Here is a 20,449-nt window from a genome sequence, read left to right on the forward strand (position 1 = left end):
TTCCTGTCTTAGTTAAATCTGTCCCGTCACGCCAAAACTATGCGGGCCCGTTGTTCATCAATTCTGTCGCAATCACCCGTGCTATCGGCGCGGCTACGGCCGCAGTCATGCCGGTTTGCAGGCGATCATCGTATAGCATTTTCAACAGCAATTCATCGTGCGTCGTCAGCAATCCGAATTCCTCGTCATCATTAAAAATCGACGGGCGCGCTCGCGGGCTGTCGTTGGCCAGCCCCAAGCCCTGCGCCAGTTCTTCGTGGATACAGGCCAGCCGCATCAGATCGGGGTGTTCGCCACGGATCAACGCCACCGCCTTGGAATATTGCGGGCTGCCACCCTCTGAAAACGCCAGCACCAGACACAACGTGTCGCGCGGCAAATCCATGAACGCTTGGACGCTTGTATCATCAATACCGGGCACCAAGGCACGCAGCTGGCCCTCATAGCCGAAACGATCGTCTTCGTTCAGGATCAAGACGTGAAAATTTGGGTTTGTATCGCTCATGCTCATCGGTTCGCTCGTGACCTGACTTAGCCGCGACACGAACGTACCCACAGATTGAATGTCCTCACGGCGCTGATCTTCGGGCACCGTCGCGCCGAACTCCACCACAAACCGCACCGGTTGTTCCCAACGCCGCAAGCGCGAAATCGTAGGCTGCGCGCGCAGGCCAGTGGGTGTTGCGACAAATTCATCAAACAGCGCGATCCGCACGAAATTACGCGCCAAAATCGTATCAGTAAACGTGGTGTCTGGCCCGCCACCGTCGGTGCGCAGCAATCCACGTGCCAGCAGATCATTCTGCACGCGCTGGAAATGCAACGACAGGGCGCGGCTGGCGTCAGACCGGGTTGCCAATTCGGGGGTAAGCGGTGGCGCCACTAACCCGCTTGGGCGCGTCTGCGGCGACGGTGACACGGCCAACGGCCCTGTCGCTGTGCAGGCGGCAAGAGTCAGCAAGACCGCAAGGCCCGCCACTTTCCCGAAAATGCCGCCCGCCAGTTTGCCCAAGTTGCCTACGCTCCTGCAGACGACGCGATGTTGTGTCCGGATGCCGTCCCGCTCGCCTTGGCTGCCGACAACGTGGACTTCAATTCGGCTTCCATGTTCTTCAACTCGGTCTCTGCCTCGGCGCGCTTGCGCTTGCCTTCATCCGCAATCTGCAACGATTCCTCGATTGTGCCGATCAGGTCCGCATTGGCCTTCTTGATTGCCTCGATATCGAACACGCCGCGCTCCATCTCAGTGCGGATCATCTTGTTGGCAGATCGCAGGTTTTCGGCATTCGCCGTCAACAACTCGTTGGTCAGATCGTTGGCCTCGCGCACGGCCACAGCCGCCTCGGCAGACCGTTGGATCGTCACCGCCTGCGCCAGTTGGGTTTCCCACAGCGGCACCGTGTTGATCAGCGTCGAATTGATCTTGGTGACCAGTGATTTGTCGTTCTCCTGCACCAAACGGATCGACGGCAAAGACTGCATCGTCACCTGACGCGTGAGTTTCAGATCGTGCACACGGCGTTCCAGATCATCACGGGCCGCGCGCATATCGCGCAATTCCTGCGCCATCATGACGCCCTTATCCTCGGGCGCTGCGGCAACCTCAGCCTCCTTGGCGGGGATCGTTTTGGCATCAAGATCGCTCAACTTGGCTTCACCAGCGGTAATATACAGCCCCAGCTCGTCGTAAAACGTCAGCGTTTTATCATAAAGAACATCAAGGCTTTCGATGTCTTTCAGCAGCACATGCTCGTGCTTGAGAAGATCGTCCGTGACCTTGTCAATCTGGCCCTGAACCGTTTCAAACCGCGCGGCAAATTGTGCAGCAGGGGCCATGCGCCCTAACAGGGCTTCCCACCAGCTGCGTTTGCGGCGCACGTCCAGCTCGGACACGTTAAACCCGCGAATGGTCGTCACGATCTGGCGCAGTGAATCGCCCGCCGGACCGACGTCCTTATTGCGCACACCTTGCAGCATGGATTGTGAAATCACCTGCAATTCGGCTTGCGCGGATGATCCAAACGAAATGATTGAAGTGGTTTCCGACATGTCCAGTTCGGCCATACGCTTGTTGATCGCGGCGCTGGTTGTCTTGTCAGCGGCCGCGAGCGGTACCAATTCATTTTTTGGCTCTGCCAGAACGACGGCGGTGACTTTTTCCACCTCTTTCTGGCTCGCTTGGGCTTTTTGCATGTTGTTTGCAACAGTATCAGACATCGTGTGTCCCCCTCATGTTTGGCACGTTTACAGGCCTTCTCGCTGCAACCGATCGCGCAGCACTTTAATTTCTATATCCATGTCACTGCGATCATCTAGCAACATTTTGTCGGTTCGGGCGGCGAAGTTCTGCTCAAGGTCAGACAACAACGCCTCGAAATCGGCGCGGGCATCTTCATTGCGCTGGCGTTTGTATATGTCAGCGAATTTCGCCGCCGCATCGCGCGCGCCCATCAGATAGACGCCCAAAAACTTACGCGCGCCAGTCAGATCGCGTGGGTCTTCTTCGACAGTGTGGATCATCCGTCGCGCCATCAATTGAAACTGCGTTGTGCGGGTTTCCAGATGTCGATCGCCAATACTGTCGATGTGATCTTTCATCGATACCAGATACGCCTCTGCCTCATCAACGACCTTGGCGACCCGATCTTGTTGGAAAGTATCAATCCCCTCCATGCGCTTGTCGCGCAACGGGTCGATGCCAAACGCCACCGTGTGCAAACCAGCGGCGACAACGCCATAGATAATTGCGGCCAACATACTGGGATCGTTGGACAGTGACGCCAATACAATGCCGACACCTGCCAGAACAGTCCCGAACAATTTGCGCGGTATTCTTGGCTTTCGTGCAACCTTGCGCAACTCGAACGCCGCTGCGGCCCGCAGCCCATCACGGGTCAACCACGCAGACAACGTCAACACCCCAGCCCCGATCAGACCTAAAATCAGATCCAACGCGCCCTCATTCAAAGACAAGAACGCCAGCAAGACACCGGGCACGAACAGCACCTTTGCTTCCGATCCCGCAGCAGTGACCTTGCGCTCATCGACAACGGCCTCACGGATACCGTCAGGCGCTGTCTCGTCAGGGCTAAACTTTCCACCGAACTTTTTGGCCAAACCTAAAGCCACCCAAGCCAGCCGGTGACGACACCGAACATCAGCAGGATCAACAAGACAAATGAGATGGTTTTTACTGTATCAGGCAAGCGCGCCTCCCGCGTGGATTGTGTTGCCAGAACCGCCCTTTGACCCAGCCAGAAAGCTGTGACCGCAATAGCGGTGACGATCAGTAGAATAAGGATGATTCGCACCATGCGTCAGGCTCCCATTGGCAATCAGCTCGCCCATAGGTAGTGGCTTGCAACCGCTTTTACGAGGCCCTAAAGCGCATTCTGCGCCCCAAAACGCCAAGCCGCAAAAGCCGTGATATGACATAGTCGAAAGACATGACGGCGTCCCCAGAAAACCCGATTTAAACCAATGCATATCCATGCACAGTCAAATCACGGGGGCAAGGGTCATTTGCGCGGCGGTTTCCCCGCCGAGCGACCCGCCGAATGACCTGAGGTCGGGCCAGAATTGCGCTCAACGGCACCAGTATTGCGCTTTGTGGGGTCTGAATTGCGTTTTTCAGGATCGGTAAACCGCTTTGCCGACGCAGCCGTGCCGCGCTTGGGGGGCGGACGTTTACCCTTTTCCGCAGCCTTGCCGACCATCGTGGGCTTGGGCGTTTCACGCAGTCCCATCTGGTCGCGCACGATACGTTGTTTCACTTCTTCGACCTTGCCGGGCTTCAATGTGCCCAACTGAAACGGTCCATACGAAATGCGCAACAGGCGGTTCACGACAACGCCCATGGCTTCCATCAACTTACGGATCTCGCGGTTTTTGCCTTCGCGCAAACCCATAGTCAGCCAGGCATTTGCACCTTGCTGGCGGTCAAATTTCACCTCGACGGGGGCGTAGTGCACACCGTCAATCTGGATTCCTGCGCGCAACTCATCCAGCTTGGCCTCCGACAGGGACCCGTTGATACGCACACGGTAGCGGCGCAACCAACCGGTACTGGGCAGTTCCATCTTACGCTTCAGCTCTCCGTCGTTGGTCAGCAACAACAGCCCTTCGGAATTGATATCAAGCCGCCCGACCGACACCACACGCGGCATGTCATCGGGCAGGGTATCAAACACGGTTTCGCGACCTTTTTCATCGCGCTCGCTCGTGACCAAGCCGATTGGCTTGTAATACAGCCAGATGCGTGGCGGTTCTGGTTCGGCCAATGGTTTGCCATCAACCACAATGCGATCCTTGTCCGTCACGTTCAGCGCTGGCGTCAAAATGGTCTTGCCGTTGACCGTGACGCGCCCAGCCTCGATGATCTTTTCGGCCTCGCGGCGGCTGGCCACGCCTGCGCGGGCCAAAACCTTGGCGATACGATCACCCGGAATGGCCTTGGTGTCGGGATTGGCTTTGGGGGCGGGTGTTTTGGACTCGTCATCATTCATTCGCCCCGCTTAATCGCTCACACCGGTCATCGCAAGCGCGGCGCGCATTGCCTTTGTCTCAAAAATATCCTCCCCGAAGGGAAACCGGTCCTTGCCAAGGACCCCGATCCCCAGACACAAAAGCACATGACTTTCCGCACCCACATGGACGCTGCCCTCAACGAAGCGCGCGCCGCCGCTGCCCGCGGCGAAGTGCCTGTCGGCGCGGTCGTAATTGGACCGACAGGATTGGTAATCGCCACCGCTGGCAATCGCACCCGCGAACTCAACGACCCCACGGCCCATGCCGAAATCCTCGCCATTCGCGCTGCCTGCGCCGCGTTGGGCCAAGAACGGCTGACAGGGCATGACATTTACGTCACCCTCGAACCTTGCCCGATGTGTGCCGCCGCCATTGCCAACGCCCGCCTCGCGCGGCTGTATTACGGCGCGTCCGATCCGAAATCCGGCGGGGTCGCCCAGCCTCCGCGCGTCTTCTCGCATCCGCAATGTCACCACACACCCGAAGTCTACGATGGACTGTCCGCAGAAACGTCCGAAACCTTACTAAAGTCTTTCTTTGCCGCAAAAAGAGGCAGCTGACGTTTTGTACAAACCATGCATCTCTCTGAGATGTTTTGTACAAAGTCGACTGGTTTGCTGATTTTTCCAAGGTTGAAGCCCAGCCGCGCCACGGGTAAAGCGGATCAAACGTCTAACGGAGAAATCCCATGTCCATCGACATTCAAACCGCCCGCCGCGTCGCCAAGCTCGCGCGCATTGCAGTGCCTGAGGCTGATTTGCCTGAATTGGCTAAAGAATTCAGCGCGATGCTGGGTTTCATCGAACAGCTTAACGAAGTCGACGTTGAGGGGATTGAACCCATGACCTCGGTCACCCCGCAGCGCCTGAAACGCCGCACTGATGTGGTCACGGATGGCGGTCAACCCATTGAAATCCTAGCAAATGCCCCTGATGCCCGAGAAGGTTTTTTTGCCGTTCCGAAGGTTGTTGAATAATGTCTGATCTGTCAAAACTGAAAATTTCCGAAGCCCGCGACGCCCTGAAAAAAGGCGATGTCACCAGCGTGGAACTGACACAAGCCTGCCTGTCCGAGATCGAAAAAGCTGGCGCTTTGAATGCTTTCGTGCACAAAACCCCAGAGCTTGCGATGGACATGGCCCGCGCCGCAGACGCCAATAAAGACGGCGGTGACATGAACGGAATCCCGTTGGGAATCAAAGACTTGTTCTGCACCAAAGGCGTGCCCTCACAGGCAGCATCCGGCATTCTTGCAGGCTTCAAACCCGAATATGAAAGCACTGTCACAAGCCAATTGTTCGCAGGTGGTGCGGTCATGTTGGGCAAGTTGAACATGGACGAATTCGCCATGGGTTCGTCCAATGAAACCTCGGTTTATGGCAATGCGGTCAATCCGTGGAAACGCGGCAACGACGCAGCTGAACTGACCCCCGGTGGCTCATCTGGCGGATCCGCATCCGCCGTCGCAGCCGATCTTTGTCTTGCGGCAACAGGGACTGATACCGGTGGTTCTATCCGCCAACCTGCTGCTTTTGTTGGAATAACTGGCATCAAGCCAACCTATGGCCGCGTATCACGTTGGGGCATTGTGGCGTTTGCATCCTCGCTTGATCAAGCGGGCCCAATGACCAAAGATGTGCGCGACGCGGCGATCATGCTGCGCGCAATGTCGGGGCATGATCCCAAAGACAGCACCTCCGCCGACCTTGCCGTGCCGGATTTTGAGTCGGCTTTGACAGGCGACATTCGTGGCAAAGTCATTGGTATCCCCAAAGAATATCGCATGGACGGCATGTCGAGCGAGATAGAAAAACTCTGGGCTGACGGCACCGCGATGCTGAAAGACGCAGGCGCAGAAATTCGAGACATCACCCTGCCGCACACCAAATACGCGCTGCCCGCGTATTACGTGATCGCCCCCGCCGAAGCGTCTTCAAACCTCGCACGCTATGACGGCGTGCGCTTTGGTCATCGCGCCAAACTGGATGCGGGCGATGGCATCACAGAGATGTATGAAAAGACCCGCGCCGAGGGGTTTGGCAGCGAAGTGAAACGCCGCGTCATGATCGGTACCTATGTGCTAAGTGCCGGATTTTATGACGCTTATTACAACCGCGCCCGCAAAGTGCGTGCCCTGATCAAGCGTGATTTTGAAAATGTATTTGCCGATGGCATCGACGCCATTCTGACCCCCGCGACCCCCTCTGCGGCCTTTGGGCTTGGTGAAATGACGGATGCGGATCCGGTGCAAATGTACCTCAATGACGTGTTCACGGTGACGGTAAACCTCGCCGGATTGCCCGGAATTGCGGTGCCAGCAGGCCTCGATAAGAACGGCCTGCCGCTTGGCCTGCAACTTATCGGGCGGCCATGGGAAGAAGGCGATTTGCTGAATACTGCTTACACACTGGAACGTGCGGCTCAATTTGTGGCAAAACCGAACCGATGGTGGTAAACTGTTTAAAGTGACGTCGTTTGATGACAGATAGTTAAAGTAGACACCATGGCTAAGCGTATGAAAAATATATTGATTGTTGGTGTTAGCTTGCTGACCTTGGCAGGGTGTCAACAGCAGGTTCCCAACAGCGCAGAAGGTGTCGGGTTCAACGACTATGCCCAATACGAACTGGAACGCGCCCGCCGAGAAGCGTCATTGCAAGGCACGCCGCTGCCATCTGGCACCGCGATTGTCCCGCCAACCAACAATCAAGGCGTGACAAGTAGCGATCTGGCGGCTGCGGGAATCAACATTGGCGGGATGAACACTGGCGGACTTAACACTGCCGGAACCAATACTGGCGCAAACACTGGCGCCCAACAGCCCGACCAACCGCTAGCCGCTCTGCGGTCTAACCCCGAAATTTCTGACGAACAGAGCTTTGATGCAGTCGCCGGCCGTGAAAGCATCGAAAGCGACGCCGATCGCCGCGCGCGTCAGGCCGCAGCATATCAACAAATCCAAGCCACAGCGCTGCCCGATCGGACAGGCAATGCCGGACCAAACATAGTACAATATGCCCTGCTAGCGCCCAATGATCGCGGCGAAACCGTGTTTGATCGCATGGGTTTCTCGACCGAAGCACGGTTCCAGCGCAACTGTTCTGGTTATCGCACGCCCGATGATGCACAGCGTGATTTTATCAGCCGTGGTGGTCCCCAGCGCGACCGTTTGGGCCTTGATCCGGACGGCGACGGGTTCGCCTGCGGCTGGGACCCCCAAGCGTTCCGCGCGATTGCAGCCGGCAACTAAACCCTTGGGCTTGTCGCCCAATTGTGGGCCGCGCCGCGACGGGGCTGTCCCCGACATCATCGTTTTGCACTACACAGCGATGCCAGATTGGACCGCAGCGCGGGACTGGCTTTGCAATCCAGACGCCGAAGTGTCGGCCCATTATATCGTTTCAGAACAAGGCGATGTGGTTCAACTCGTCGCCGAGGATCAGCGCGCGTGGCATGCGGGCGCGGGGTCTTGGGGCGACGTCACGGATATTAATTCACGCTCCATCGGGATTGAACTTTCAAACAACGGATCATCGCCCTTTGCCGTACCGTTGATGGACGCGCTTGAGGTGTTGTTGCCTGCAATCATTGACCGTTGGGCGATCCCTGCGAGTCGCGTGATTGCGCATTCCGACCTCGCGCCGGGGCGCAAGATTGATCCCGGTGCACGGTTCGATTGGGCGCGATTGGTGCGGTCTGGCTTGGCGGTCGCTGCGACGGCAACTAGGGCCGTTACGTGCGACGCTGATGCGTTTGTGCGTGATGCCCGCACGATTGGCTACACTGCAGACACTGACGCCACGACACTGCTGTCGGCGTTTCGTCTGCGCCACAGACAGGGCCACGTTGGGCCGCTGGATGGGTGGGATTGTGCGCTGACGGCTGATCTGGCCGCGCGTTTTCCAGTTGCGAAGTTCGGGCGTACATCTTAGGGCAATCTCACGCGGAGGATTGGATGGCCGAGGTGCGGGGCAACTTGCATCTAGGAAAGTCCGGACTCCATCAAGGCACGGTGCCGGGTAACGCCCGGGCAGGGCAACCTGACGGATAGCGCCACAGAGAACAGACCGCCTTGCTGTGACAAAGGTTCGCTTTTGGATCAGCAAGGTAAGGGTGAAACGGTGGGGTAAGAGCCCACCGCGGTGATGGTAACATCGCTGGCATGGCAAGCCCTACCGGGAGCAATGCCAAATAGGGGCCGCGCGTGCAGGGTAACTTGCGCAGGATCGTCTTGATCCGAGCAGGTCCGGGTTGGCAGCTAGAGGGCATATGGCAACATATGCTTGAGATGAATGGTCATCGAATTTGGGGTTTCGGCCCCAAAGGAACAAAATCCGGCTTATAGATCCTCCGCGTACTTTCGACCGAAGGGTCGAAAGTACGGGTGCGCAATAGTGGGTTGGCGCAGCCAACTTACTGCGCACGCAGCAGTTACAGTGCGATGGGGTTTCAAAACGCTCAGAACTTATGGCGCGCCTGTATCGGCACGCCATGTGTTGCACTCCGTCGCACCCTTCGACAATCTGTGCTCAAAGGAGCCCTCATATGACCTACACCCCCGCCGCTGACCGCTACGACCAGATGATTTACCGCCGTTGTGGTAATTCTGGCCTGAAATTGCCCGCCGTGTCCTTTGGCTTGTGGCACAATTTCGGTGAGTCGACGCCGCATGACATCAAACGCGACATGTGTCGTACCGCGTTCGATCACGGCATTACGCATTTTGATTTGGCGAACAATTACGGCCCCCCAGCGGGCAGCGCTGAGGAAGCGTTTGGTGAGGTTTTGTCCACCGATTTCAAGGGCTATCGCGACGAGCTTATCATCAGTTCCAAGGCGGGCTACGACATGTGGGCTGGGCCCTACGGCGAATGGGGCAGCCGTAAATATATGATCGCGTCGTGCGATCAATCGCTCAAACGGCTCGGTGTGGATTACGTCGATATCTTTTATTCGCACCGCTTTGACCCCGAGACGCCGCTGGAAGAAACCATGGGTGCGCTGGATCATATCGTGCGATCTGGCCGCGCACTTTATGCCGGTATTTCATCGTATAATTCTGAACGCACCCGCGAGGCTGTGGCGATCCTCAAAGACCTCGGCACGCCGTGTCTGATCCATCAACCAAGCTATAATATGCTTAACCGTTGGATCGAACGTGACGGATTAAAGGACACGCTGAAAGAAGCCGGGGTCGGGTCCATCGCCTTCACGCCCTTGGCGCAAGGATTGCTCAGCAATAAGTACCTTGGCGGCATTCCCGACGGCAGCCGCGCCACGAAGGGCAGCTCACTGGATGCGGGCGTCATCACAGATAAGATGGTCGCGGCGTTGCAAGGGCTGAATGCCATTGCACAAACCCGTGGCCAAAGCTTGGCGCAAATGGCGATATCATGGGTTTTGCGCAACGACGGATCGAACGGTGCGGCCATCACCACAGCGCTGATTGGCGCGTCAAATCCGGCCCAGATTGTGGACTGTGCGGGTGCTGCCCAAAACCTTGAATTCACCCCGTCAGAGCTGACCGAAATCGACAAATTTGCCAACGACAAGGGCCTGAACCTCTGGGCGAATTCATCCGAAGGCGTTTAACCCGCCGTTTGCAGTTGACTCGGGCGCTCAACCCCTTAGAAGGCGGGTTTCAGATGCATTTAATCGCTGCAATAATTTGCGCGAAATCGGAGAGAACCCATGGCGAAGCCAACCACGATCAAAATCCGCCTGAACTCCACAGCAGGCACCGGCCACTTTTACGTGGCAAAGAAAAACGCACGCACGATGACGGAAAAGATGGTTGTTAACAAATATGACCCCGTTGTTCGTAAGCACGTCGAATACAAAGAAGGTAAGATCAAGTAAGGTCACCTGACTTTGACGACTTTAGCGGGTCACCCTAACAGGGTGGCCCGTTTTCGTTTGTGCGATTACGACAGCGAAAGTGGGGCAGGGCGCGACCAAAGCGTAAGCGAGCCAGACGTCGCCAGTGCTAAAATCCGGCCCGTCCAAGAAAATCCGTGCGCATGGATGTCATCCCCCGCAGTGCCCATCAAATAAAACGTCGCATCCTTGCCGTAGCCGTTCCATTTTGCTCGGCGAAACGAATGGATGCGTTTGGCGGTTGCAGCAAACACTGTACGCTTGCGGGTGTGGCGATCTTTTCAACCGACCAACCATCGTCCGCAACGCCCCACCATACAGCCCAGCCATATCGAACCGTTCGTCTGCTGGATGATCCAGCCGTGTTCCTTTAAGCGCTGAGGTATTCAAGCCGTCAGCGTCGCGATTGGGGTACATGATTTCGCCCGTTGTGGCCTCCATGACGCTTTGTCCGTTGTGTGACGTCACGAGGAGGACGTCGCCGCTACGGCCGAACCCAAGCGCTGTCAGCCCACCGATGGCCCGCACGTTAACCTGTTGTCACGGTCTTGCGGATATGGCGGGTTCAGCCTGTGTCAATGCCTGCGCAACGGAGGTCAAAGACGGCGCTGCGCCAAAGAAAGATTGCATCAATTTCACAAAGTTCGCCTTATATCAGTGGCCATAATATCTGACTCATTTTTTTGGTTTTAATTTTTGGCAAACTCTGAATCAATGACCTCCATAGATTGGGAGGTGCTCATGGGTGGAGCCATAAAAATTACGCGCACGGATATGTCTGCGTAAGATTTGCGCCGTGCGGCAAAGCGAACCAAGGATGGGCGGGTTGTACGGCGACTACTGGCCATAGCGCTGGTGCTTGATGGGGTGGATCGTGAAACGGCTGCCCGCAGCAGTGGTATGGATCGACAAACACTTCGAGATTGGGCGCATCGCTTTAACGCAGAAGGCATTGAGGGGTTATCGGATCGGAATGGCAAGGGGGCAAAACCACGGTTGTCGCCCAAGCAACAGGCGCAATTTGTGGCTTGGGTGGAGGCCGGGCCCGACCCAGTAAAAGATGGCGTAGTACGATGGCGTTGTGTCGACTTGCAGGCTCGTGTTGAAGAGGAGTTCGACGTGAAACTGCATGTGCGTACGATTGGGAAATATCTAACCAAGCATGGCTTTCGCCGCCTGTCTGTGCGTCCAGAGCATCCGAAAACTGATCGCGAAGCGCAGCAGACTTTTAAAAAAACTTTACCAGCCTCGTAAACGATACTCTGCCAGAACATGCAAAGGGGAAGCCTCTTGAGGTATGGTTCCAAGATGAAGCCCGCGTTGGACAACAGGGGACACTCACCCGTAAATGGGCCAAGCGTGGAACTCGCCCGCGCGCACCCCGTGATATACGCTTCAAATGGAGTTATATCTTTGGTGCCGCTTGTCCCGCACGTGGTACCGCCGCAGGTCTCGTCCTGCCCTACGTCAACGCCGAGGCTATGGGGCCGCATCTTGATGAGATCGCAAAAGCTGTCGCACCCGGCTCACATGCCTTGCTGATTGTTGATGGGGCGGGGTGGCATGGCGCAAAATGTTTGCAGGTGCCAGATAAAATTACTCTCGTTAAGCTGCCACCGTATTCACCCGAACTGAACCCCATGGAAAACGTCTGGGCTTATCTGCGAGCCAATAAACTCGCAATCACAGTTTTCGACACCTATGACGAAATACTCGACAAATGTGCACAAGCTTGGAACTTCTTTGCGAACGACCCAGAGCGAATAAGTTCAATCACAGATCGAGAATGGGCAAGGGTCACTTAATTCGGCCATTGGTATTATGCCCAAACCGCGGCGGCACAAATGGGAGCAGCCGCGCGTGCCATAGGTTAACAACTTGACGATGTTGGAGGATACGATGTTTCAAATTCGCGCCACCACCAAGCGGGATATCGCCGCAGTAGATGCGCTTCTGGCGTGGGCTTATCCGCGCCTGCTGAAGGGGGACTACCCACCATCGACCATCGTGATGGCTGTGCCGTTGATAAGTCGCGCACAGTCCGCGCTGCTGGCCTGTGGGACCTACTATGTGGTGGAGGAGGATGGCGTCGTGCTTGGAGCGGGCGGTTGGACTGTAGCGCCACCAGGCACAGGCAGTATCACACGCGGTGTTGGCCATATTCGCCATGTTGTCACGGATGATCGTGCCACACGGCGTGGCGTGGCGCGCATATTGTTGACCCGTATTTGCGCTGACGCCGAAAGCATAGGCCTGCGCCGTCTTCACTGCCTTTCAACCCTGACTGCCGCGCCATTTTATGCGGCGATGGGCTTTGAGACGCTTGGACCCGTTAGCGTCCCTCTCGCGGCTGGAATCGATTTCCCCGTGATTGAAATGGAACGCCACCTTTAGCTTTGCGTTTGCGCAGCACATTCGGGCCAAACGAAAAAAAAGGGCCGCCCCTGAACTTAATCAAGGGCGGCCCTACAAATTAAATCATCTAAATGTTATTCGCGGTTGCCCATAAGTTGCAGCAAGAACATAAACATGTTGATGAAATTGATATACAAGCTCAACGAGCCCATGATCGCAGACTTATCCATCCATTCTTGATCGCCGTGCTCTGCGTGCGCGATGTAGTCGGTCTTGATCCGCTGTGTGTCGTAAGCTGTCAGACCCGCAAAAATCAGCAAGCCAATGATCGATACAGCCCAGCCGATGACGTCGGACTGCAACCAGATGTTGACGACAGACGCAACGATCAGGCCAATAACGCCCATGATCAAAAAGCCACCCCAGCCGGAAATGTCGCGCTTGGTGGTATATCCCCAAAGCGACAGACCGCCGAAAGCGATTGATGTGATCAAAAAGACCTGCGCGATAGATGCACCGGTAAACGCCACAAAGATCCAAGAGATCGACACGCCCATGGCTGTCGCAAACACATAAAAGAACGTCTGTGCAGCGGCGGCTGACATGCGGTTGATCATCGCGCTAAACACGAACACTAAAACCAGTGGCAAGAACATAACCACCCACTTGAGCGGGCTGAGATACAGCGTTGCGCCCAAATCAGTCAGGTATTGGTTCGAGCCAATTGCGTATTGTGTTGGCACGGCGGACACAGTCATCGTGCCAATCGCCCATGCCGCCAAGAACGTCATAAGCAGACCAAATGACATCAGCCCGTAGACCTTATTCATATGGGCGCGCAGTCCCTCATCGATTTCCGCCGTGTGAACGCCAACGGTGGCGCCCATTTGCGGGGTTCTGTAGTCAGCCATGTACATCCCTCCAGGGTATATAATTCAAACATTCAGGCCTCGGCTGCCCAAAACTGGCCGCTGAAACTCCCTTGGTGATGATATTGGCATGGTTTATCTGTATTTCAAGAGAAACCGCAGGCTAATCCACGCATTTGTATGCAAATTTGTTGTGCATGATACGCTGACCGCTGTGACGGTTTATTGGCACAGACGCTTTGGGAGGTCCCAGAACGGGCGCGCGGCCTCAATCGTGGCGGCCTGCGGCGAAATTCCGAGGTCTTTGAGACGCGCATCATCAAGCTTTGCCAAGGCGCGGCGCTGGGTCCACACGGTGAAAGCCGTTGTGATGAATGGCAATCTTGCGGTGCCGCGGCTGCGTGAAATTTGGGCGTGTGCGGGGTTGAGGGTAAATGTCATGTCCTGTCCTTTCGTGATGCAATGTCACTGTTTCATTCGATATGTTGATATATCCACGATCTTGCGTCATAATGAAAATGAATGATTGATAGATGAAGCATCAGGATTAGTGATATGGCGAGAAATCTGGACATGACTGCGCTGCGCTCTTTTGTCATGGTCGCGGACGCGGGCGGTGTGACAAAGGCGGCGGGGCTGCTCAACCTGACGCAGTCGGCGGTGTCGATGCAGCTCAAACGGTTGGAAGAAAGCCTGAATTTAGCCCTGCTTGATCGATCTGCGCGCCAGATTTCGGTGACACCAGAGGGGGAACAATTGCTCAGTTATGCGCGGCGCATGTTAGCGCTGAACGATGAAGCGCTGCGGCGGTTGACGGCAGAAAACTACGAAGGCGAAATCAGCCTTGGCGTTCCGCACGACATCATTTATCCTTATATTCCGCCGGTTTTGCGCCGATTTGCTGCCGATTTCCCCCGTATGAAGATCAAGCTGGTGTCGTCGCCCACGAAAACCCTGCGCGAAATGTTCGGGCGCGGAGAGATTGATGCGATCGTGACGACCGAATTGCACCCCGGTCCGGGGGGCGAATCACTGGTGACACTGCCGCTGGTTTGGGTCGGCGCCGTGGACGGCATCGCATGGCGCAATCGCCCGCTGCCCGTCGCGTTCTGTAAGAACTGTATCTTTCGTTCCGGTGTGTTGAAACGGTTGGATCAAGCCCAGTTCGATTGGCAGATGGTGGTGGAATCCGATCTTGATAACGCGGTTGATGCGGTGGTGAGCGCGGATCTTGCGGTACACGCACTGATCAAAGGCGTGTACCCGCGCCAGACGGCTCCGGTGCCCCACGATGGCGCGCTGCCTGATCCCGGAAAAACCCAGATCGTGCTGTATATGCAGGCCAAAGATGACCCTGTTCAGGCCGCGCTGCATGACATGATCCGCCATTCTTACTTGTCGGAATGGGCCGGCGCGGACGTGGAACGACGCAGTGCCTGAGTAAGTGCTAGTCAAAGTCAGGGCTTAGGGCGCCACGACAACCTTACCGGGGCTTTTACGACTTCGCAGCAGCTCGAGCGCATCTGCCGCCTTATCGAGTGGTACAACGTGGCTGACATGGGGCTTAAGGCGACCTTGTGCGTACCAGTCAAGCAATTCGCCCATGCTGTCAGTCAACGCTGTTGGATTGAATTTTAGATAGCCACCCCAGTAAAACCCGATGACCGTAATATTCTTGACCAGCAGGTGATTTGCGGGAATTTGCGGGATGTCGCCGCTTGCAAAGCCGATGATCACGATCCGGCCTTCGCGGTTGGTTGCGCGGAGTGCGGCCTTAAAGGACGGACCGCCCACAGGGTCATAAACCACATCGGCACCACCCAAGGCGCGCACTGCAGCTGTGATATCTTCGCTGGCGTCGATCACGTGATCCGCACCTGCGGCCTTGGCCACGGCCATTTTTGCCGCTCCTCGCGCGACACCAATAACAGTCGCGCCCATGGCTTTGCCGATTTCCACAGCCGTCAGGCCAACGCCACCTGCCGCCCCCATAACCAACAGCGTCTCCCCCGCCTGCAGCTTGGCGCGGCGGGTCAGGGCAAGATGGGACGTGCCGTATGCCACTTGAAACCCAGCGGCGATCTCGGACGTCATCGTGTCAGGGACTTCGCGGCACAGGGCGGCCGGAAAAACACCTTGATCGGCGAGCCCGCCTTGGCCGCCAAACACCGCGACCCGCGCACCAAGTGCAGGGGTCGTCACACCAGCACCAAGCGCCAGAACCGTGCCGCAAACTTCCATTCCTAAGGTGAATGGTGGGGTGGGTGTGTCCTGATAGGTGCCATTTGCCATCAACAGGTCCGCAAAGTTAAGTCCGCAAGCTTGGATGCCCAGCAGGACCTCGCCTTCTGCGGGTGGCGTCGCTGGTGCGTCAATCAAGGCGGCTGGCGTGTCGAATGAGGTGACTTGGAAGGCGCGCATGGGGAACTTTCTTAGAATTTTACCCGTTCAGAAACAAGTCGTTAGCGTTTTTCTGGCGGGTATCTATGGGGGAGTGTTAGCCGATAAATCCAACAGCATAGTCCGTTCTGAAAGGGCATGTAGAACGAACCTATCCTAAAGGCGGCTCTACCTATCCTAAAGTATAAGGTTTTAGATACAGCTCTTGCGTGTTTCGAGTTGGATCGTTTTAAGGGAACCAGAGCGGTAAAAACTGCACCGGTAAATCAGAAAGTCGCGGCGCTGCCTATCACGCCAAGACCCAGCTATAAAGCGCATAGAAAGTAAAGTATGAAGCATCCAGTTGACGTTCATGTTGGAAAACGCATCCGCCACCGCCGTTGGGTCAGTGGCACAACACAGCAACATCTTGCTGATCAGGTTGGCATCAAGTTTCAGCAAATCCAAAAATATGAGACCGGCATGAACCGAGTCAGCGCGTCACGACTTTGGGACATTGCCCATGCATTGGGCGTTGAGGTTGCGTTCTTCTTTGAAGGTCTGGAAGGCAATCTTATTGGGAAAGACATTGGTGGTATGCCCAGCGATATCCTGACCGACAAAGAAGCCTTGGATTTGTTGCGGTCCTACTATGCAATTCCCGAAAATCAACGCCGTCGTCTGTTCGACCTTGCCCGTGTGCTGAGTGAAGCGGCGTAGCCCCGCCTGATTTAGCCAAGCCATTCCGCTTGACCTTTGGTCACCACCGCGGCTACCGCAGCAGGTAGAGTTTGGCCAAAGGCGCGTGTGATGACCCTTTCGAAGATACCCCTGACGTCAGATGAACAGGCCGCGCTGCGGACTTGTGCCCATGTGATGGCTGACGCCGCACGTGATGTGATCCTGCCGCTGTTCCGGTCGGGTCTTGTGTCCGACAACAAGGACGTTGCTGGGTTTGACCCCGTCACAGAAGCTGATCGCGCCGCGGAGCAAGCCATGCGGGCAGTTTTGGCTGACCTGCGCCCGGCGGACGGAATTTTTGGCGAAGAATTCGGGATCAGTGACGGAACCAGCGGATTACAATGGGTGCTTGACCCGATTGACGGTACGCGCGGATTTATCAGTGGCACGCCGACGTGGGGTGTGCTGATTTCTGTGCGTGACGCACAGGGCCCACTCTATGGCATCATTGATCAACCTTACATCGGTGAGCGCTTTGAAGGCGGTTTTGGCTGTGCTGAAATGGTCGGCCCATTGGGACCGCGTGCCCTTGGAACCAAAACCACAACCGAATTGGCCAATGCGACGATCTTGACGACGTTTCCAGAGGTCGGCACTGCGCAAGATGGCGCTGGATTTCATGCTGTGGCGAAGCGCTGTAAGCTGACGCGATATGGCATGGACTGTTATGGCTATGCGTTGTTGGCCGCAGGTCAGGTTGATCTTGTCATCGAAGCAGGGCTGAGCGCGTATGATATTCAAGCGCCGATTGCTGTGATCAAGGCTGCAGGCGGACTTGTCACTGACTGGCGCGGCTGCCCAGCCCACGAGGGTGGGCGGGCTTTGGCGGCAGCAAACGAAGCATTGCATGTACAGGCATTGGCGATTTTGGCAAAGTTTTAGTCGAATTGGCTGCGCCAATCCGATCAAGTGGGGCTCTGCCCCGTCCTGCGGACTCCCCGGGATATTTATCAAGCAAAGACGTAACTCCCAAGCACCCCAGCCGATAACGGGTTTTTGTCAGTTTTGATGTGAGTCTCCTTGGCCATTAGGCGCATGAATTTTCTGTTGTGGTCTGAATTTCGTGGCGCTGTGACGATTTCTCTGAATCATTGGTGGAATGGACCAAGTTACTGCTCTTGAACAACTCCTCGCCACGGCTCTGCGCAGGATCGCCGAGTTGGAAGCCGCGTTGGCGAGCATGGCGCAAGAGAATGCGGATCTGCGGCGTCAGTTGGCCAAGAACAGCAGTAATAGCAGCAAGCCGCCTTCGAGTGATGGGTTGAAGAAGCCGGTACCGCGTAGCCTGCGTGGTAAGTCCGGTAAGAAAAGTGGTGGCCAAGTTGGCCACCGAGGCGACACCCTACGTCAGACAGCAACGCCTGACTTTGTGGAGCGACATGAGGCTGAGGCCTGTGGCACCTGTCAGCATGGCTTGACGGCTGGGATGATCAAGGCGGTGGAGAGGCGTCAGGTTTATGACATACCGGTGCCGCGTCTGGAGGTCACAGAGCATCAGGCAGCGATTTATTGTTGTGGCCATTGCCGAGCCACGACGACAGCCACCTTTCCCGATGGCGTGAATGCACACGTGCAATACGGTAAGCGCATTCGGGCGGCGGCGGTCTACTGCAATGTTCAGCAGCTGATCCCCGAGGATCGGGTCTGCCAACTCCTGCGTGATTTGTTTGGTGCCACCAGCCTATGCGCGGCCAGCGTGACCAACTGGGTGAACGGCACAGCGCGTACCTTGGGTGGCGTCGTCGAACACATTCTGGCCCGGCTCAATGAAGGCGGCGTTCGGCATCTGGATGAGACCGGACTTCGTGTTGCTGGTAAGCTGCACTGGCTGCACTCAATCAGCGATCTCGCCTTCACGCATTATCGCATCAGCGCCAAGCGCGGTGCTGTTCCATCCTTCCTGACCGGCGGGACAATTGTTCATGACCACTGGAAGTCCTATTACGCCCATATGAGTGGGGTGGACGCGCACGCCCTGTGCGGGGCGCATCATTTACGGGAACTCAAGGCCATCGAAGAAATCGAAAAGGAGCCGTGGGCGTGCGCGATGAGCGTGCTGCTCAACAGCGCCAATCAGCTCAAGTGCGCGGCTCAGGGGCGAGGCGAGACCGAACTCCCCACGTCGGTTCACCACGGCATCCTCACCAAATACATGGCGATCCTCACCGAGGGCCTCGCCTTCCATGAGCGACAAGACCCACTGGCTAGACGCACTGGTGCGCGAGGCCGAAAAGCCAGGCGGCCAGGCCATAACCTTCTGGTCCGCTTGCGCGACTACCGTGATGACGTCCTAAGGTTCCTTACGGACTTCACAGTTCCCTTCACCAACAATCAGGCCGAACGGGACCTGCGCATGATGAAGTTGCGCATGAAAATCTCGGGAACTTTCCGCACCCTCGAGGGCGCGCAGGTCTTCGCTGACATCAGATCCGTCATCTCGACGGTCAGAAAACACGGGGGCAATATCCTCGAAACACTCACCCTATCACCACAACAGATCATCGCTCGGCTCTAACGTCGCAAGGGCAACACAAAACCCGATATCCGATGGGGTCCTTGGGAGTTACGATATGACTTGGAAAATGGCAGCGTAGGGTCAATAAGCAAACTGTCCGGAAAACGGGACGAAGTTCAGTTCGGGCGCGCGCTTGGCTGGGGTTTGACGGCGATCATTGAAAACGCCTATCGCAATCTGGTGTTTTTCTATGAACCGGGCGATGAAATTTGCATTTTTGGCTTTTCACGCGGGTCATTTGCGGCGCGATCTTTGGTCGGGCTGATCCGATCCTGCGGAATTCCTGCGCGTGAGCGTCTGGCGGATATTCCTGATGCGATCAAACGCTACCGCAGTATGGACCCGACGACGCACCCCAATACGGACGAAAGCCATGCCTATCGTTTGGATTTTGCGCCACGCGTAACGACGAGCGATAAGGAACGCGCGTGGCGTAAACGGATGGGCCATTCGGTGGCGGATGTCGTGGCGCTGAAGATCGCCTATCTTGGGGTCTGGGACACGGTGTCCGCGCTTGGCGCGCCGGAATTTCTTCCGGTTTCCAAGTGGCTGAACGTGCAATACCGTTTCCATGACGCTGAGTTGTCGTCGATGGTTTTGGCGGCGCGCCACGCCATCGCCATTGATGAACGCCGGATCACATTCCCTAGCTATCCGTGGTCTAACATGCCGGAATTGAACGAAAAATATGACAGCAATCTGGTGCCGAGCCACATGCAGCACTGGTTCCCTGGTAACCATGGGTCGGTTGGTGGCGGCGGCAACCAGATCGGCCTGAGTTCAATTTCGTTGAATTGGGTCGCGTTGGGGGCCGTGCGTGCAGGTTTGGCGATTGACTGGCCGCAGATCGACAAGGTGGCGTATCATTTTGATGTCACCGATCCGCTGGACAATAAGTTTGGGCCGGTGGGTCTGTCAGGGGCGTTGATGAACGCGATTTCAAGGGATCGCAGGGGGCCTGCGTCTGTCGATGAAATGTCGATGGCAGCCGTGGATCGATGTTTCAAAGCGCCGGATTATCGTCGAAACCGGACGTTGGCGCGGGCCTATCATCAATTGCATGGAATGGACGACACGCAGCGCGAAAATATGCGCGCGGCGCGAAAATGGGTCGACGGGGGCTTCACCCATCTGCCCGATGAGGTGACGCGCCCCCGAGAATGGCTTTAGCGCGACGACCTTTGGCC

The 20,449-nt window shown here is 56.4% G+C and carries 23 protein-coding genes and 1 other RNA gene; 15 read left to right on the forward strand and 9 right to left on the reverse strand.

Annotation, left to right across the window (positions count from 1 at the left end):
- Positions 1–37: 37 nt before the first annotated feature.
- The 5 genes from OA238_RS05525 to OA238_RS05545 all read right to left on the reverse strand — a co-directional run bounded on the left by OA238_RS05525 (position 38) and on the right by OA238_RS05545 (position 4,505).
- A complete protein-coding gene (locus OA238_RS05525; protein ID WP_245581446.1) occupies positions 38–1,012 on the reverse strand; it encodes a DUF2927 domain-containing protein in 975 nt (324 codons plus the stop codon).
- 5 nt (positions 1,013–1,017) lie between these two features.
- A complete protein-coding gene (locus tag OA238_RS05530; RefSeq protein ID WP_015494419.1) occupies positions 1,018–2,217 on the reverse strand; it encodes a toxic anion resistance protein in 1,200 nt (399 codons plus the stop codon).
- Between the two features lie 27 nt (positions 2,218–2,244).
- Positions 2,245–3,117 (reverse strand): 5-bromo-4-chloroindolyl phosphate hydrolysis family protein, encoded by an 873-nt coding sequence (locus OA238_RS05535; RefSeq protein WP_015494420.1) that lies wholly within the window; start codon positions 3,115–3,117, stop codon positions 2,245–2,247.
- 2 nt (positions 3,118–3,119) lie between these two features.
- A complete protein-coding gene (locus tag OA238_RS05540; protein WP_044036374.1) occupies positions 3,120–3,314 on the reverse strand; it encodes a hypothetical protein in 195 nt (64 codons plus the stop codon).
- 204 nt (positions 3,315–3,518) lie between these two features.
- A complete protein-coding gene (locus OA238_RS05545) occupies positions 3,519–4,505 on the reverse strand; it encodes a pseudouridine synthase (RefSeq protein ID WP_015494421.1) in 987 nt (328 codons plus the stop codon).
- A gap of 126 nt (positions 4,506–4,631) precedes the next feature.
- Here OA238_RS05545 and OA238_RS29750 point away from each other — a divergent pair, with 126 nt between their 5' ends.
- The 8 genes from OA238_RS29750 to rpmG all read left to right on the forward strand — a co-directional run bounded on the left by OA238_RS29750 (position 4,632) and on the right by rpmG (position 10,385).
- Positions 4,632–5,087 (forward strand): nucleoside deaminase, encoded by a 456-nt coding sequence (locus OA238_RS29750; RefSeq protein ID WP_015494422.1) that lies wholly within the window; start codon positions 4,632–4,634, stop codon positions 5,085–5,087.
- 128 nt (positions 5,088–5,215) lie between these two features.
- Entirely contained in the window at positions 5,216–5,503 is a 288-nt protein-coding gene (gene gatC, locus OA238_RS05555) for an Asp-tRNA(Asn)/Glu-tRNA(Gln) amidotransferase subunit GatC (protein ID WP_015494423.1), read from the forward strand.
- Complete coding sequence (gene gatA / locus OA238_RS05560) at positions 5,503–6,981, forward strand: Asp-tRNA(Asn)/Glu-tRNA(Gln) amidotransferase subunit GatA (RefSeq protein ID WP_015494424.1); 1,479 nt, start codon at positions 5,503–5,505, stop codon at positions 6,979–6,981. Before gatC ends, gatA begins: the two co-directional genes overlap by 1 nt.
- Positions 6,982–7,029: 48 nt before the next feature.
- A complete protein-coding gene (locus OA238_RS05565; protein WP_015494425.1) occupies positions 7,030–7,776 on the forward strand; it encodes a hypothetical protein in 747 nt (248 codons plus the stop codon).
- A 4-nt stretch (positions 7,777–7,780) separates the two neighbouring features.
- Positions 7,781–8,458, forward strand: coding sequence for an N-acetylmuramoyl-L-alanine amidase (locus OA238_RS05570; protein ID WP_015494426.1), 678 nt, complete (start codon positions 7,781–7,783; stop codon positions 8,456–8,458).
- An 11-nt stretch (positions 8,459–8,469) separates the two neighbouring features.
- Positions 8,470–8,884: RNase P RNA component class A (gene rnpB / locus OA238_RS29475), an RNA gene on the forward strand.
- A gap of 187 nt (positions 8,885–9,071) precedes the next feature.
- Positions 9,072–10,118, forward strand: a complete 1,047-nt coding sequence (mgrA, locus tag OA238_RS05575) for an L-glyceraldehyde 3-phosphate reductase (protein WP_015494427.1) — start codon at positions 9,072–9,074, stop codon at positions 10,116–10,118.
- A gap of 99 nt (positions 10,119–10,217) precedes the next feature.
- Positions 10,218–10,385, forward strand: coding sequence for a 50S ribosomal protein L33 (rpmG, locus tag OA238_RS05580; protein WP_015494428.1), 168 nt, complete (start codon positions 10,218–10,220; stop codon positions 10,383–10,385).
- 65 nt (positions 10,386–10,450) lie between these two features.
- On the opposite strand, the gene OA238_RS05585 is transcribed toward rpmG, so the two are convergent.
- Positions 10,451–10,657 carry a hypothetical protein gene (locus tag OA238_RS05585; RefSeq protein ID WP_044036379.1) on the reverse strand — a complete coding sequence of 69 codons (207 nt, stop codon included), beginning with the start codon at positions 10,655–10,657 and terminating at the stop codon, positions 10,451–10,453.
- 535 nt (positions 10,658–11,192) lie between these two features.
- On the opposite strand from OA238_RS05585, the gene OA238_RS29755 reads away from it, so the two are divergent.
- Both OA238_RS29755 and OA238_RS05600 read left to right on the forward strand, forming a co-directional pair.
- Positions 11,193–12,208, forward strand: a protein-coding gene (locus tag OA238_RS29755) for an IS630 family transposase (RefSeq protein WP_245581448.1) whose coding sequence is annotated in 2 segments (ribosomal slippage) — positions 11,193–11,634 and positions 11,634–12,208 — 1,017 coding nt in all. Because the reading frame shifts where the segments join, the coding sequence is not laid out codon by codon here.
- Between the two features lie 94 nt (positions 12,209–12,302).
- The gene (locus OA238_RS05600; RefSeq protein WP_015494430.1) at positions 12,303–12,797 is read left to right on the forward strand and encodes a GNAT family N-acetyltransferase; all 495 of its coding nucleotides are present in this window, start codon (positions 12,303–12,305) and stop codon (positions 12,795–12,797) included.
- A 95-nt stretch (positions 12,798–12,892) separates the two neighbouring features.
- Here OA238_RS05600 and OA238_RS05605 read toward each other — a convergent pair whose 3' ends face one another.
- Together OA238_RS05605 and OA238_RS05610 are read right to left on the reverse strand one after the other, a co-directional pair.
- The gene (locus OA238_RS05605; protein WP_015494431.1) at positions 12,893–13,669 is read right to left on the reverse strand and encodes a Bax inhibitor-1/YccA family protein; all 777 of its coding nucleotides are present in this window, start codon (positions 13,667–13,669) and stop codon (positions 12,893–12,895) included.
- A 180-nt stretch (positions 13,670–13,849) separates the two neighbouring features.
- Positions 13,850–14,068, reverse strand: a complete 219-nt coding sequence (locus OA238_RS05610) for a DUF1127 domain-containing protein (RefSeq protein ID WP_044036381.1) — start codon at positions 14,066–14,068, stop codon at positions 13,850–13,852.
- 114 nt (positions 14,069–14,182) lie between these two features.
- On the opposite strand from OA238_RS05610, the gene OA238_RS05615 reads away from it, so the two are divergent.
- The gene (locus tag OA238_RS05615; RefSeq protein ID WP_015494432.1) at positions 14,183–15,067 is read left to right on the forward strand and encodes a LysR family transcriptional regulator; all 885 of its coding nucleotides are present in this window, start codon (positions 14,183–14,185) and stop codon (positions 15,065–15,067) included.
- 24 nt (positions 15,068–15,091) lie between these two features.
- On the opposite strand, the gene OA238_RS05620 is transcribed toward OA238_RS05615, so the two are convergent.
- Entirely contained in the window at positions 15,092–16,048 is a 957-nt protein-coding gene (locus tag OA238_RS05620) for an NADPH:quinone oxidoreductase family protein (RefSeq protein WP_015494433.1), read from the reverse strand.
- Positions 16,049–16,357: 309 nt separating this feature from the next.
- Between OA238_RS05620 and OA238_RS05625 the strand changes: the two genes are divergently transcribed.
- The 4 genes from OA238_RS05625 (at position 16,358) to OA238_RS05640 (ending at position 20,432) form a co-directional block, all read left to right on the forward strand.
- Positions 16,358–16,726, forward strand: coding sequence for a helix-turn-helix domain-containing protein (locus tag OA238_RS05625; RefSeq protein ID WP_015494434.1), 369 nt, complete (start codon positions 16,358–16,360; stop codon positions 16,724–16,726).
- A gap of 90 nt (positions 16,727–16,816) precedes the next feature.
- Complete coding sequence (locus OA238_RS05630) at positions 16,817–17,629, forward strand: inositol monophosphatase family protein (RefSeq protein WP_015494435.1); 813 nt, start codon at positions 16,817–16,819, stop codon at positions 17,627–17,629.
- A 217-nt stretch (positions 17,630–17,846) separates the two neighbouring features.
- Complete coding sequence (gene tnpC / locus OA238_RS05635; protein ID WP_015494436.1) at positions 17,847–19,262, forward strand: IS66 family transposase; 1,416 nt, start codon at positions 17,847–17,849, stop codon at positions 19,260–19,262.
- Between the two features lie 60 nt (positions 19,263–19,322).
- Positions 19,323–20,432 (forward strand): phospholipase effector Tle1 domain-containing protein, encoded by a 1,110-nt coding sequence (locus tag OA238_RS05640; protein ID WP_015494437.1) that lies wholly within the window; start codon positions 19,323–19,325, stop codon positions 20,430–20,432.
- The last annotated feature ends 17 nt before the right edge of the window (positions 20,433–20,449 follow it).

Origin of the sequence: Octadecabacter arcticus 238, assembly GCF_000155735.2 — a bacterium.
Lineage (GTDB): Bacteria > Pseudomonadota > Alphaproteobacteria > Rhodobacterales > Rhodobacteraceae > Octadecabacter > Octadecabacter arcticus.

What these genes read in the sequence shown, in the direction of transcription:
- tnpC (WP_015494436.1), top strand. Translation starts at nt 17,847, where the DNA reads ATGGACCAAGTTACTGCTCTTGAACAACTCCTCGCCACGGCTCTGCGC.
- OA238_RS05625 (WP_015494434.1), top strand. Translation starts at nt 16,358, where the DNA reads ATGAAGCATCCAGTTGACGTTCATGTTGGAAAACGCATCCGCCACCGC.
- OA238_RS05530 (WP_015494419.1), bottom strand. Translation starts at nt 2,217, where the DNA reads ATGTCTGATACTGTTGCAAACAACATGCAAAAAGCCCAAGCGAGCCAG.
- OA238_RS05620 (WP_015494433.1), bottom strand. Translation starts at nt 16,048, where the DNA reads ATGCGCGCCTTCCAAGTCACCTCATTCGACACGCCAGCCGCCTTGATT.
- gatC (WP_015494423.1), top strand. Translation starts at nt 5,216, where the DNA reads ATGTCCATCGACATTCAAACCGCCCGCCGCGTCGCCAAGCTCGCGCGC.
- OA238_RS05605 (WP_015494431.1), bottom strand. Translation starts at nt 13,669, where the DNA reads ATGGCTGACTACAGAACCCCGCAAATGGGCGCCACCGTTGGCGTTCAC.
- mgrA (WP_015494427.1), top strand. Translation starts at nt 9,072, where the DNA reads ATGACCTACACCCCCGCCGCTGACCGCTACGACCAGATGATTTACCGC.
- OA238_RS29750 (WP_015494422.1), top strand. Translation starts at nt 4,632, where the DNA reads ATGACTTTCCGCACCCACATGGACGCTGCCCTCAACGAAGCGCGCGCC.
- OA238_RS05615 (WP_015494432.1), top strand. Translation starts at nt 14,183, where the DNA reads ATGGCGAGAAATCTGGACATGACTGCGCTGCGCTCTTTTGTCATGGTC.
- OA238_RS05565 (WP_015494425.1), top strand. Translation starts at nt 7,030, where the DNA reads ATGGCTAAGCGTATGAAAAATATATTGATTGTTGGTGTTAGCTTGCTG.
- OA238_RS05610 (WP_044036381.1), bottom strand. Translation starts at nt 14,068, where the DNA reads ATGACATTTACCCTCAACCCCGCACACGCCCAAATTTCACGCAGCCGC.
- rpmG (WP_015494428.1), top strand. Translation starts at nt 10,218, where the DNA reads ATGGCGAAGCCAACCACGATCAAAATCCGCCTGAACTCCACAGCAGGC.
- OA238_RS05630 (WP_015494435.1), top strand. Translation starts at nt 16,817, where the DNA reads ATGACCCTTTCGAAGATACCCCTGACGTCAGATGAACAGGCCGCGCTG.
- OA238_RS05540 (WP_044036374.1), bottom strand. Translation starts at nt 3,314, where the DNA reads ATGGTGCGAATCATCCTTATTCTACTGATCGTCACCGCTATTGCGGTC.
- OA238_RS05545 (WP_015494421.1), bottom strand. Translation starts at nt 4,505, where the DNA reads ATGAATGATGACGAGTCCAAAACACCCGCCCCCAAAGCCAATCCCGAC.
- gatA (WP_015494424.1), top strand. Translation starts at nt 5,503, where the DNA reads ATGTCTGATCTGTCAAAACTGAAAATTTCCGAAGCCCGCGACGCCCTG.
- OA238_RS05600 (WP_015494430.1), top strand. Translation starts at nt 12,303, where the DNA reads ATGTTTCAAATTCGCGCCACCACCAAGCGGGATATCGCCGCAGTAGAT.